The organism is Tessaracoccus luoxuelianae, assembly GCF_054483915.1.
In genome coordinates, this window is the sequence record NZ_CM137013.1 from 2,377,600 (window position 1) to 2,389,382 (window position 11,783).

11 protein-coding genes are annotated in these 11,783 nt (G+C 66.4%); 9 read left to right on the forward strand and 2 right to left on the reverse strand.

Annotated features, from left to right (window positions below):
- The first annotated feature begins 127 nt into the window (after positions 1-127).
- Together ACX1D1_RS10765 and ACX1D1_RS10770 are read left to right on the forward strand one after the other, a co-directional pair.
- Positions 128-1,270, forward strand: a complete 1,143-nt coding sequence (locus ACX1D1_RS10765) for a carboxylate-amine ligase (protein ID WP_182784218.1) — start codon at positions 128-130, stop codon at positions 1,268-1,270.
- Entirely contained in the window at positions 1,267-2,001 is a 735-nt protein-coding gene (locus ACX1D1_RS10770) for a glutamine amidotransferase (protein WP_182799801.1), read from the forward strand. Before ACX1D1_RS10765 ends, ACX1D1_RS10770 begins: the two co-directional genes overlap by 4 nt.
- Here ACX1D1_RS10770 and ACX1D1_RS10775 read toward each other — a convergent pair.
- Positions 1,989-3,389 (reverse strand): RNA polymerase sigma factor, encoded by a 1,401-nt coding sequence (locus ACX1D1_RS10775; protein WP_459054552.1) that lies wholly within the window; start codon positions 3,387-3,389, stop codon positions 1,989-1,991. The genes ACX1D1_RS10770 and ACX1D1_RS10775 overlap by 13 nt on opposite strands.
- A 184-nt stretch (positions 3,390-3,573) precedes the next feature.
- Here ACX1D1_RS10775 and ACX1D1_RS10780 point away from each other — a divergent pair, with 184 nt between their 5' ends.
- Entirely contained in the window at positions 3,574-4,506 is a 933-nt protein-coding gene (locus tag ACX1D1_RS10780; RefSeq protein ID WP_459054553.1) for a sigma-70 family RNA polymerase sigma factor, read from the forward strand.
- 76 nt (positions 4,507-4,582) lie between these two features.
- Here ACX1D1_RS10780 and ACX1D1_RS10785 read toward each other — a convergent pair whose 3' ends face one another.
- Positions 4,583-5,431 (reverse strand): acyl-CoA thioesterase, encoded by an 849-nt coding sequence (locus ACX1D1_RS10785; RefSeq protein ID WP_459054554.1) that lies wholly within the window; start codon positions 5,429-5,431, stop codon positions 4,583-4,585.
- A 68-nt stretch (positions 5,432-5,499) separates the two neighbouring features.
- Here ACX1D1_RS10785 and ACX1D1_RS10790 point away from each other — a divergent pair, with 68 nt between their 5' ends.
- From ACX1D1_RS10790 to ACX1D1_RS10815, 6 genes are all read left to right on the forward strand, one after another.
- A complete protein-coding gene (locus ACX1D1_RS10790; RefSeq protein ID WP_459056581.1) occupies positions 5,500-6,300 on the forward strand; it encodes a DeoR/GlpR family DNA-binding transcription regulator in 801 nt (266 codons plus the stop codon).
- A gap of 126 nt (positions 6,301-6,426) precedes the next feature.
- Positions 6,427-6,891: a ribose-5-phosphate isomerase gene (locus ACX1D1_RS10795; RefSeq protein ID WP_459054555.1), complete on the forward strand. Its 465-nt coding sequence runs from the start codon at positions 6,427-6,429 to the stop codon at positions 6,889-6,891.
- A gap of 43 nt (positions 6,892-6,934) precedes the next feature.
- On the forward strand, positions 6,935-7,936 hold the full coding sequence (locus tag ACX1D1_RS10800) for a DUF7973 family transport facilitator (protein WP_459054556.1): 1,002 nt from the start codon (positions 6,935-6,937) through the stop codon (positions 7,934-7,936).
- A 19-nt stretch (positions 7,937-7,955) separates the two neighbouring features.
- Complete coding sequence (locus tag ACX1D1_RS10805; RefSeq protein WP_459054557.1) at positions 7,956-8,825, forward strand: HAD-IIA family hydrolase; 870 nt, start codon at positions 7,956-7,958, stop codon at positions 8,823-8,825.
- 32 nt (positions 8,826-8,857) lie between these two features.
- Complete coding sequence (locus tag ACX1D1_RS10810; RefSeq protein WP_459054558.1) at positions 8,858-10,417, forward strand: FGGY-family carbohydrate kinase; 1,560 nt, start codon at positions 8,858-8,860, stop codon at positions 10,415-10,417.
- A gap of 11 nt (positions 10,418-10,428) precedes the next feature.
- Complete coding sequence (locus ACX1D1_RS10815; RefSeq protein WP_459054559.1) at positions 10,429-11,781, forward strand: sn-glycerol-1-phosphate dehydrogenase; 1,353 nt, start codon at positions 10,429-10,431, stop codon at positions 11,779-11,781.
- The last annotated feature ends 2 nt before the right edge of the window (positions 11,782-11,783 follow it).

Genomic DNA, 11,783 nt, shown 5'->3' on the forward strand with positions numbered 1-11,783 from the left:
GGCCAGCCTAATGCAACTGGCCTGCTGTCCAGATCCCCGCACACCGCCCGCCGCGAGGGGGCCCGAGGTGTCAGACTTGGGGCTCTGACTGTCGCTGCAACCAGCGCCTGCAGCGAGGAGGGGCTCAATGAGGATCAAGTTCGGGCAGTCCAAGCAGTCGACGATCGGCATCGAATGGGAGCTCGCCGTCGTCGACGCGCACACGATGGAGCAGGTGCCGGCCGCTGATGTGGTGCTGTCCAAGGTCGAGGACGCGGTCGACGGGCCGATCCGCTCCGAGTACCTCACGAGCATGATCGAGCTGGTCTCGGGAGTGCACGAGACCGTGCCCTCAGCGGTGCGTGAGATGCGCCAGCACCTGGACTTCGCGCTGGAGCTGCTGGAGCCGAAGGGGCTGACGCTCCTGGGCGCGGGTGCGCATCCGTTCGGCGATCCCACTCGACAGCTGCCCGGAGACAAGGCCCAGTACCGGCGGGTGACCGAGCGCAACGCGTGGTGGGGCCGGCAGATGGCCATCAACGGGCTCCACATCCACACCGGCATCGACCAGCGGGCCAAGGCGCTGCCCATCGTCTACGGCATGGCACGGTTCGCACCCTACTTCATCGCGCTGTCCGCCTCGTCGCCGTTCTGGATCGGCGAGGACACCAGGTTCGCGTCCCAGCGCACGATGGTCTTCCAGCAGCTGCCCACCAACGGCCTTCCTTACCACATGAGCGACTGGGAGGAGTTGGAGCGGTACGCCTCGCAGCTCGAGGGTGTGGGCCTCATCCAGAACCCCTCTGAAATCAGGTGGGACGTGCGGCCCTCCACCTGGGGCACTGTCGAGAACCGCACGATGGACTCGGTGCCCACCCTGATGGAGCTCGGCGCGCTGACCGCCTTCAACCAGTGCCTGGTGGAGCGCATGTCCCGGGCCATAGCCTCGGGCGAGCCCATCGACCGCCTGCCGTTCTGGTTCATGCGCGAGAACAAGTGGCGCGCGGCCCGGTACGGCCTTGCGGCAGACATCATCACGCCCCGCAAGGATGAATACCTCATCCACATCAGCGACGGCATCCTGCGCTGGGTGGAGGAGCTGACCCCGATCGCGGACCAGCTGGGTTGCGCCGAGAACCTCGCCCACGTGGCTGACCTGGTCCGTCTCGGCCCGAGCTACCTGCGCCAGCGCCGGGTCGCCGCGGCCAACGGCGGCGACCCTGTGGCCGTGACCCGGGCGGTCATAGAGGAGCTACGCGCCGGCGCTCCCTCATTCAAGGAGCCCACATGAAGCCCTTCCTGCTGCTCAGCACCCGCCCGGAGGACGACGCCGCCCTGGGCGAGTGGGAGGCCATCGCTCGCCTCGCCGGCCTCCGGGATGACCAACTGCTCCAGATCCGCGTGGAGGAAGCCCCGATGGCGCCGCCGCGGCTGGACGAGTTCTCGGGGGTGTTCCTCGGCGGTGGACCCTACAACGCCAGCGACACCGACAAGTCACCGCTGCAGCAGCGCGTCGAAGCAGACCTCAGCCGCGTCATTGCCGAGGTGGTGGAGCGGGACTTCCCGTTCCTCGGCCTCTGCTACGGCGTCGGGGCGATCACCGCGCAGCTGGGCGGCGTGGTGGACCGCAGCGTCGGCGAGGACGTGGGCGTGGTCACCGCGACACTCACCGCCCACGGCCGCGAGGATCCCCTCTTCGAGGGCGTCCCCCACTCCTTTCATGCGTTCACCGCGCACAAGGAGGGTTGCCGGGTCCCGGCTGCGGGATCCACCGTGCTCGCCACTGGCGCGGCGTGCCCGATCCAGGCGTTCCGGATCGGGCGGCGGGTCTATGCCACCCAGTTCCATCCGGAGCTGGATTCGGCCGGCCTTGCCGCCCGGATCCGCATCTACCGCGACGCGGGGTACTTCGACCCGGCCGACACCGAGCAGTTGGTGGCGTTCGCCGAGTCCTCGACGATCACCCACGCCGTGCACGGCATGCTGCGCAACTTCGTGGAGCTGGCGGCTCAGTCCAGGTAGTCGCGGAGGACCTGCGAGCGCGACGGGTGGCGCAGCTTCGACATGGTCTTGGATTCGATCTGGCGGATGCGCTCGCGCGTGACGCCGTAGACCTTGCCGATCTCGTCGAGGGTCTTCGGCTGACCGTCGGTCAGCCCGAAGCGCATCGAGACCACCCCGGCTTCCCGCTCGCTGAGCGTGTCCAGCACGTCGTTGAGCTGCTCCTGGAGCAGCGTGAAGTTGACCGCGTCTGCGGGCACCACGGCCTCGGAGTCCTCGATGAGGTCGCCGAACTCCGAGTCCCCGTCCTCGCCCAGGGGCGTGTGCAGCGAGATGGGTTCGCGGCCGTACTTCTGCACCTCGACGACCTTCTCGGGCGTCATGTCCAGCTCGACGGCGAGCTCTTCGGGGGTGGGTTCGCGGCCGAGGTCCTGCAGCATCTGCCGCTGCACGCGCGCCAGCTTGTTGATGACCTCAACCATGTGCACCGGGATGCGGATGGTGCGGGCCTGGTCCGCCATGGCGCGGGTGATGGCCTGCTTGATCCACCAGGTGGCGTAGGTGGAGAACTTGTAGCCCTTGGTGTAATCGAACTTCTCGACCGCACGGATGAGGCCGAGGTTGCCCTCCTGGATGAGATCCAGGAACAGCATCCCGCGGCCGGTGTAGCGCTTGGCGAGGGAGACGACGAGGCGGAGGTTGGCCTCGAGGAGGTGATTCTTGGCGCGGCGCCCGTCTTCGGCGATCCATTCCAGGTCTTCGACGTCTCCGGGGCTGACCTTCGTCTCGGCGGAGTGCAGACGCTCGTCGGCGAAGAGGCCGGCCTCGATGCGCTTGGCGAGCTCCACCTCCTCGACGGCGTTGAGGAGCGCCACCTTGCCGATCTGCTTGAGGTAGTCCTTGACGGGGTCAGCCGTGGCGCCCGCGGACACGACCTGCTGTTCGGGCTCGTCGGCGTCGTCGGAATCAGAGAGCGCGAAGCCCTCCTCCTCGACGAGTTCCTTGACGAGCGGCGCCTCGCTGGCTTCGTTGAACGACGAGTCGTCCACCTCGTCGAGGGAACGCTTCTTGCCGCCGACCGTGAGAACCACGTCCTCCCCCTCGCGCTTGAACTGGACCTCGACCTCACCAGTGGAGGCCTGGGCGATGGTGGGCTCCTCGGCCTTCGCGGTTCTCCCGCGGCGAGTAGCGGTCTTGGGTGCGGCCTGGCCCGCGGTGGCCGGCTTGGCAGCGGCCCGTGTGCGACGAGGGGTGGCCGGAACTGCGGACGTCGCGCTTTCGGCGGGCCTGCGTGTGCGGGTAGGCTTGCCGGTTCCTTCAGCGTCCTGGGTCACATTGGTCCTCTCGCGGGCCACTAGGGATTTCAGCGCGTGCGTCGCCCCGCTTTGGTCAAGGGTGACGCGCTCCATTCTTGCACGCGAAAACCGGCCACTCAAACGGATCGACCAGGGAAACCCCCGTCCCTGGTCAGGGTCCGGGCCCCCGCGGGTCAGACCCAGGTCGCAGTTCTTCGTTCGACTACCCGGCGCGGGAACCCTCGGGGCCTCTCGCGCGTTGTTCCGGGTGACGACTGTGCGAAAGGTAACCAGAGATATGATCACGACTGCGCGTACACGAACCAACGACGGCATCGACGGCAAGGATGCGGTGGGCCTCTACCTCGACGCCATCGCCAAGACCCCCCTGCTCAACGCCCTCGAGGAAGTAGAGCTGGCCCGCGAGATCGAGGCGGGGCTCTACGCCCAGCAGATCCTCGACGGCTTCGCCGCCTCCGAGGTGGAGGCCACCGACGACGAGCTCCAGGAGCTCGCCGTGCTCGGCGAGCGCGCCATGCAGCGCTTCATCCAGGCCAACCTGCGGCTCGTGGTCTCCGTCGCCCGCAAGTACGGGCGCTCCCAGATGCCCATGCTGGATCTTGTCCAGGAGGGGAACACCGGCCTGATCCGGGCGGTGGAGAAGTTCGACTACGCCAAGGGCTTCAAGTTCTCCACCTACGCCACGTGGTGGGTGCGCCAAGCCATTTCGCGGGGCATCGCCCAGCAGGGCCGTATCGTGCGGCTTCCCGTCCATGTGGCCGAGCAGGTCAACCAGGTCTCCGCGGTGCGCCGCAACCTGGAGCGCCAGTTGGGCCGCGAGCCGGAACTGGCCGAGATCGCCGACGAGCTGGGTCTCGAGGAGTCCAAGATCGTGGACCTGATCCGCTACTCGCGGGATCACGTCTCCCTCGACGCCCCCGTCGAGGCCGACGGCGACACGGCTCTGGGAGATCTGATCGCCCGCGAGACCTCGCCAGGCCCGGACGAGATGGTCTTGGACGCCGAGGACCGGGCGCGGCTCGAGGGCATGCTCTCCAGCCTCGACGAGCGGTCCCAGGACGTGGTGCGCCGCCGCTACGGGCTCCTCGACGGCCGCCAGGCCAAGCTCGCCGACATCGGCGTCCACTGGGGCATCACCGCCGAGCGGGTCCGCCAGATCGAGCGGCAGGCGCTGGCCACCCTGCGCGCAGGCCAGGGACTCGCTGCCTGACCCTGCCCACCTGGTTCCTCCAGACGCCGTGGCCCGTGCCCCCTCCCCCGGGGTGCGGGCCACGGTTCGTCCGGGCTCAGGAGAGGACCCGGATGAGCCCTTCCTGGGCGCAGGACGCCACCGCCTGGCCGTCCTGGAACAACCGCCCCATCGCGAAGCCGCGTGCGTGGGACGCCGACGGAGAGGTCATGTCGTAGAGGAGCCACTCGTCGACCCGCACCGGGCGGTGGAACCACATCGCGTGGTCGATCGAGGCGGCCTGCATCGAGGGTGACAGGAACTCCACGGCGTGCGGCACCGTCGACACGCTCAGGAGCGTGATGTCGGACAGGTAGGCCAGAACGGCCGCGTGCAGGAGCGGGTCATCAGGCATCGGCTCCTTCGTCCGGATCCACGCCTTCATGTTGCCTCCCCCCTCCACAAGGTCCGGCCTGGCCGCGAGCCGCACGTCGAGGGCGTCCCACTCGGAGACCAGCCGCACGCTGGCACCGAACCGCCGCTCCAGCACCTCGTGCAGCGAGGGGCAGGACTCCGGAACGCCGACGTCGCCTGGCGGGGACGCCGAATGGCTGAGGCCCTCCTCGGGCTTCTGGAACGAGGCCGTCATCTGGAAGATCACCGAATCCCCCTGGCGTGTCACCACGCGCCGGTTGCTGAAGGTGCTGCCGTCGCGCATCACCTCCACCTCGAAGTCCAGGGGCTGGTCGATGGCCCCTGGGCGTAGGAAGTAGGCGTTCAGGGAGTGCACGAGCCGGTCCGGCGGCACGGTGTGCGCGGCAGCCACCAGCGTCTGCCCCAGCACCTGCCCGCCGAAGAGCCGTTGCAGCAACGTGGTGGGGTGCGGCCCGCGGAACCGGTTCTCGCCGGTGGTCTGCAGGTCGAACAACGCGATGAGTTCGGCAACGTCCTTAGGCACGGTCACCATCGTGCCACCCGGAGTAGGGTGCAACTGCCCAATACACACGAGGCGTGCCTACGCAGGAGTGCCCCACCATGGTCGATGACAGCAGAGCAAAGCAGCCGGGCTCCGCGCCACAACGTGCCCGTCACCTCGTGATCGCCGAGCTTGTGATCAAGCACGGATCGGTCACGATTGACGACATCGTCAAACACACCGGGGTCAGCACGATGACCGCCTATCGCGACGTTCGGGCCCTCGAGGAGGCCGGGTTGTTGCAGCTGCATCGAGGCCAGGTCTCGGCGGCCGCCAGCGGGCTGCAGGAGGCCAGCGCCGTGTTCAGGCTCGACCAGGAGCCGGAGAGCAAGGCGAAGATTGCCCGACGCGTCGCGGAGCTCATCCCCACTGGCAGTTCGGTGGCACTCGATGACTCAACCAGCGGGGTCTATGTGATCCGGGAGTTGGCCAGGTCCGCCCCGATGACGGTGATCACCAACTCGCTGTTGGTGGCCCGCGAGGCCGCTCAGACCCAGGACCTGCACCTCTTCGTCACAGGCGGCACATACGAGGGCTGGGCGGACGCACTCCTGGGCCCAACAGCGATCTCCACCCTTGCGGGTCTCGACGTCGACTTCTGCGTGCTGTCCGCCTCCGGGATATCCGACGGCCGATGCTTCCATCCCTACGAGTCAGTCGTCCAGGTGAAGAAGGCGATGATGCGGTCGGCCCGGACGAAAGTGTTGGCGCTCGACCACACCAAGCTGCAGCGAAAGGCGCTGCACACGTTCGCGCGCCTGGACGAGTTCGACCACGTGATCGTGGACCCCGGAATCGAGCCCACCGACCTTCAACGGCTTACGGAGTGGGGGGCTCAGGTCACGATCGCGAGCCCATAGGCGGGCTGAACCCACACTTCACACCACTTGTGAAAGTTTTACCACGCGAGGTGGTATTTCTATCATCTTTGGTGATACTCTTCTCAAAGACGCGGCAGAGCAGCTGCGGGATTGAGGAGCTGGATTATGGGACTGCGAGTGGTGCTGGCCGCCGACCAGGCGGGCGTCTCCTACAAGGACGCCATCAAAGACATGTTGCACAACGACCCGCGCGTCGATGAGGTCATCGACGTAGGCGTGAATGCCGATACCGACCCGACGGCGTACCCCCATCTCGGCGTGGCCGGGGCGAGGAAGATCGCCAATGGTGAAGCCGACCGGGGCATCTTCGTCTGCGGGACCGGCATGGGTGTCGCCATGGCTGCCAACAAGGTTCCCGGGGTGCGCGCCAGTACTGCGCACGATTCATTCTCTGTGGAGCGTCTAGTGCTCTCCAACAACGGGCAGGTCCTCTGCCTGGGGCAACGCGTCATCGGCGAGCAGCTGGCGCTGCGGCTGGCGAACGAATTCCTCGGCTACCAGTTCGACCCCACATCGGCCTCTGCCGACAAGGTCGACGCCCTGTGCTCCTACGAGCCGCCCGCCCCCTGACCCTCGTCCACCACGTCACTTCAGGTCTTCTAGGAGAACAACGATGTTCACTGCAACTCTGGGGGTCTTCCTCCTCGGACTGGTGGTCGCCCTCGCCGGAGGTTTCGCCGGCGCGGCCATCGGGGCCAACTACGCGTTCGCCGTTACTGGTATCTGCGTCTTCGTCGCATGGGGCCTGTTCGCCGCCACGGGTTCTGGCGCAGGCTTTGACTTCCTCGCCTTCGGGCCATTCATGGGTCCGCACATCGCATTTGCCGGTGGCGTCGCCGCAGCGGCCTTCGCGCACAAGCGCGGATACGCCAACGGCCGGGACGTCTCCGAACCGCTTGCCCGCCTGGGTCGACCCAGCGTGCTCCTGGTGGGGGCGGCCTTCGGCCTTCTGGGCTACCTCACCCAGATCGGCATCTCCAAGCTGCCATGGTTCGGCACCCACACGGACTCGGTCGCATTGACCGTCGTCGTGTCGGCCGTCACGGCTCGTCTCATCTTCGGCGGCGGCAGCCTGGTGAACCCCGAAGGCATGAACCGGACCGCGTCCGGCCTGTGGGGAAGGATCGCCTCCAACGACGAGCACTTCTGGCTGAAATGGCAGCAGCGTCCCTCGCAGTACCTGACGATCGGAGCCTTCTTCGGCATCCTGGGCGGGGGCTCGTCCATCGCCCTGGCCACGTTCTTCCCCGGCGCAGAGGCATGGGCCCACACCTTCGCCTTCGGATTCTCGGCAGTGGTGATCCTGTTTCTGATCCTGGGACACGAGATGCCGGTACAGCACCACATCACCATCATCGGTGGCCTCGCCGCAGTGAGGTTCATGCCCATCCTCGCCGGTGCCGGATTCGAGTGGGGTGAGTGGGGCGAGAGCCTCAGCTGGATTGCCGTGGCCGCACTGCTTGTCGCAGCGCTGTTCGGCATGCTGTCGGCGTTTCTCGCCGAGTTCCAATCCAATCTCGTGCACGTCCGTGGCACGACCCACATTGACCCTCCCGCCATGGCGATCTGGGTCTCCACGACGATCGTGCTGACGCTCGCCAGCATCTTCAGCTGAGCGGAACGGGGAAAGAGTCATGGCCGAAGTGCCAACAGGTGTCACCACTCCGACGACATTGAAGGGTGCCTACATCTTCGATCTCGACGGGACCATCTATCTCGGCGATCACCTGCTGCCAGGTGCCGCACGGATGATCCGTGAGCTACGTCGACGAAGCATCCCGGTTCGTTTCCTCTCGAACAATCCGACGAAGGACCCGACGCAATACCAGCGCAAGCTTGCCCGGCTCGGGCTCCAGACACCCCTCGAGGATATCGCCAACACGGTGATCACCACGGTCCGCTGGTTGACCGAGAACCATCCCTTCGCCGTTCTCTTCTGTATCGGTGAGGAGCCGCTGAGGGCAGCGCTGTTGGAGGCGGGATTTCGGCTGAGTGAAGACCCAGCCGAGATCGACATCGTGATCGCCTCCTACGATCGATCGTTCGACTACCGCAAGCTCCAGATCGCGTTCGACGCCATCTGGTACCACAAACGCGCCTTCCTCATCCAGACAAACCCCGATCGGTACTGTCCGTTTCCCGAGGGACGCGGGGAGCCCGATTGCGCCGCGATCACGGCGGCCATCGAGGCCTGCACCGGGGTGACATGCGCCGTCAGCCTCGGCAAGCCGTCGCCCATCATGCTGCACGAGGCGATGGCCGGGCTGCGAGTCGACCTGTCCGACGCCGTGATGGTGGGCGACCGACTCGGCACCGACATCCAGATGGCCCTTGATGCCGGCATGCCCTCAGCCCTTGTACTGACGGGAGAGGCCACGGCCGACGATGTCGCGGCACTCCCCTTGACGACACGACCCACCTACGTCCTGGACCGCATCGACCGACTCATTCCAGCCCAACTCTGGGATGAGCTCGGGTGGACTGAGGACAACGACCACAACTGACCCTGAACACTCAACGAGGAAGGTTCTTGACCATGAGCACTGACGGCCCCTACCTGATGGGTATCGACTTCGGCACCGAAAGCTGCCGGGTCGCCATCTTCGACCTGGCGGGGCGGCCCGTGACGTTCGCCGCGACCGCCTACCGAACCCACCATCCCCGCCCGGGATGGGCTGAGCAGCACCCCGATGTCTGGTGGGAGGCCCTTCAGGCATCCTCCCGAAAGGCGCTCGCCAACTCCGGGATCCCGGCCGCATCCATCGCGGGCATCTCCTGTGACGCCACCACCATGACCGTGGTGGCGATAGACGCCCGCGGAGATGCGCTGCGGCCCGCGATCATGTGGATGGACGTCCGCGCTACTGAGCAGGCAGCCCGCGCAGAGTTGTCCGACTCCGTGGCCCGTCTATACAACGGGGCGGGCACAGCCCCGGCCACCGCAGAGTGGTACCCGTTCAAGGCAGCCTGGATCAAGGAGAACGAGCCGGAGATCTACCGGGCGGCCCACCGCTTGGTAGACGCACCCGATTGGGTCACGCACAAGTTGACAGGCGAGTGGAGCGTCAACATCAACTCCGCAGCCCTGCGCATGTACCACAACCGCGCTCACAACGGATGGCCTGAGGACTTCTACGACACCATCGGATGCGGGGATGTCTTCGACAAGATTCCGGATCGCGTGCTTGACCTCGGCACTCCGGTCGGAGGCCTCACCCCCGCAGCCGCCTCGGCGCTCGGCCTCGTGCCCGGGATCCCCGTCGCGCAAGGTCCGGCGGACGCCTGGGCCGGCCAGATCGGCTTGGGCGTGGTGACGCCGGGCAAGATGGCGCTGATCACCGGATCGTCCCATGTGCTGACCGGCCAGACAGACACCGAGATCCACGGGGCCGGCTTCTTCGGCGCCTACACCGATGGGGTCATCAAGGGCCAATACACGGTCGAAGGAGGTCAGGTCTCCACCGGCTCTGTGTTGAAGTGGTTCAAGGACAACTTCGCAAAGGACGTGGTCGCCGCCGCGGAGACCAGCGGTCTCAACGCCTACGACATCCTCAACCGCAAGTCCCGCGACATCCCTATTGGCTCTGACGGGCTCATCATCAATGAGTACTTCCAGGGCAACCGCACCCCGTACACGGACTCGAAGGCACGCGGGATCGTGTGGGGACTCTCCCTGCACCACACACCGGCCCACTTCTACCACGCCATCCAGGAGTCGGTGTGTTACGGCACGGCGCACAACCTTCGGGCCATGAAGAGCCAGGGATTCGAGGTGTCGGAGATCGTCGCGTGCGGCGGGGCCACGAACTCGCGGGAGTGGATGCAGATGCACGCGGACGTGACCGGCGTGCCGGTCACCCTCACGGAGGTCGGCGACGCTGTGGTCCTTGGCACGTGCATGCTGGCCGCCGTCGGCGCTGGGATCTACCGCGACATCCAGGACGCGTCCGATCACATGGTGCACGAGGTCGAACGGTTGGAGCCGGACCTTGAGCGTCACGAGGAGTACCAGTTCTACGTCGACCGGTATTGCGAGTCGTACCCCCAACTGGCCGACCTCACCCACCAGGTCGTCGACCACGAAGCTTCGAAGTAGAGGAGAAACACATGTCCGATCTGATCCAGGCTGCCCTCGCTGACGCTGACGACACCAAGCGTGTCGTTCTGGGCGCGAACGCAATCGACCGCGTGGCGGAGGTCTTCACCGACCTCTTCCCCGGACGTGCGGCCGTCATCATCGCAGACGAGCGGACAATGTCTGTGGCCGGCGAAGCCGTCGCTCGCGTGCTCGCCAAATCCGGGATCGACTGCCGTGAACCCCACGTGTTCCCCGGTGAGCCCGAGCTCTATGCCCAGTATGAGAACATCGCCGCCCTGCGTGGCCGTCTTGCCGAGGTCGATGCGGTTCCGATCGCGGTGGGTGCAGGAACCCTCAACGACATCGTGAAGCGGGCCACTTTCGAGCTCCAGCGTGGCTACATCATCGTCGGCACCGCGGCGTCGATGGACGGGTACACGGCCTTCGGCGCGTCGATCGCCGTCGACGGGTTCAAGCAGACCCTGGCCTGCCCCGCGCCCCAAGCGTGCATCGCCGATCTGGACGTCATGGCGGCGGCGCCCCGCGTCATGACGGCCTCTGGCTACGGCGACCTGCTGGGAAAGGTGACCTCGGGAGCAGACTGGATTCTGGCCGACGCCCTCGAGGTTGAGCAGATTGATCCCGCTGTCTGGGAGAAGGTCCAGGGCAGCCTCCGAACAGCCGTCGCCCAACCGGCGGCGCTGGCCATGGGTGAACCGGACGCCGTTGGCCGCCTGGCTGAGGGGCTGATCATGTCCGGGCTTGCGATGCAGGCGCACCAGTCCTCACGGCCGGCCTCCGGCGCCGAACACCAGTTCAGCCATCTGTGGGAGATGGAGGGGCACGGCGTCGACCAGGTGCCGCGGCTGTCGCACGGCTTCAAGGTCGGCCTGGGAACCGTGGCGATCGCGGCCCTCTACGAGGAGCTGCTCAGATTCGACATGTCACAGTTCGATGTGGACTCGGCGGTGGCGGCGTGGCGTTCGCACGGTGACCTCGAAGAGTACGTGCGGACCTTGAACCCGAACCCGAAACTGGTCGACGAAACGGTGGAACAGACGCTCTCCAAGTGGATCTCACCGGTCGAGTTGAGGGCCCGGCTGATCAAGCTGGTCGAGAGCTGGGACCGGATCGTGCCACGGCTGCGCGAGCAACTTCTGCCAGCTGACGAGTTGCAGCGTCGGCTCAGGGCAGCCGGAGCGCCGGCTCATCCTGCAGACATCGGTCTGGACTGGGATCGCTTTCGCCAGACGTACCTTCGCGCCCAGACCATTCGGAAGCGCTACACGGTCCTGGATGTGGTCTTCGAGGCCGGTCTTCTCGACGCAATAGTGGAAGGCCTGTTCTCAAGTGAGGGATTCTGGGGCCGCCAGGAGTCGTGAGT

Excerpts from the sequence above, each read along its gene's own strand:
- ACX1D1_RS10810 (WP_459054558.1), top strand. The coding sequence starts at position 8,858 with ATGAGCACTGACGGCCCCTACCTGATGGGTATCGACTTCGGCACCGAA.
- ACX1D1_RS10785 (WP_459054554.1), bottom strand. The coding sequence starts at position 5,431 with ATGGTGACCGTGCCTAAGGACGTTGCCGAACTCATCGCGTTGTTCGAC.
- ACX1D1_RS10775 (WP_459054552.1), bottom strand. The coding sequence starts at position 3,389 with ATGGAGCGCGTCACCCTTGACCAAAGCGGGGCGACGCACGCGCTGAAA.
- ACX1D1_RS10780 (WP_459054553.1), top strand. The coding sequence starts at position 3,574 with ATGATCACGACTGCGCGTACACGAACCAACGACGGCATCGACGGCAAG.
- ACX1D1_RS10805 (WP_459054557.1), top strand. The coding sequence starts at position 7,956 with ATGGCCGAAGTGCCAACAGGTGTCACCACTCCGACGACATTGAAGGGT.
- ACX1D1_RS10790 (WP_459056581.1), top strand. The coding sequence starts at position 5,500 with ATGGTCGATGACAGCAGAGCAAAGCAGCCGGGCTCCGCGCCACAACGT.
- ACX1D1_RS10800 (WP_459054556.1), top strand. The coding sequence starts at position 6,935 with ATGTTCACTGCAACTCTGGGGGTCTTCCTCCTCGGACTGGTGGTCGCC.
- ACX1D1_RS10765 (WP_182784218.1), top strand. The coding sequence starts at position 128 with ATGAGGATCAAGTTCGGGCAGTCCAAGCAGTCGACGATCGGCATCGAA.
- ACX1D1_RS10795 (WP_459054555.1), top strand. The coding sequence starts at position 6,427 with ATGGGACTGCGAGTGGTGCTGGCCGCCGACCAGGCGGGCGTCTCCTAC.
- ACX1D1_RS10770 (WP_182799801.1), top strand. The coding sequence starts at position 1,267 with ATGAAGCCCTTCCTGCTGCTCAGCACCCGCCCGGAGGACGACGCCGCC.
- ACX1D1_RS10815 (WP_459054559.1), top strand. The coding sequence starts at position 10,429 with ATGTCCGATCTGATCCAGGCTGCCCTCGCTGACGCTGACGACACCAAG.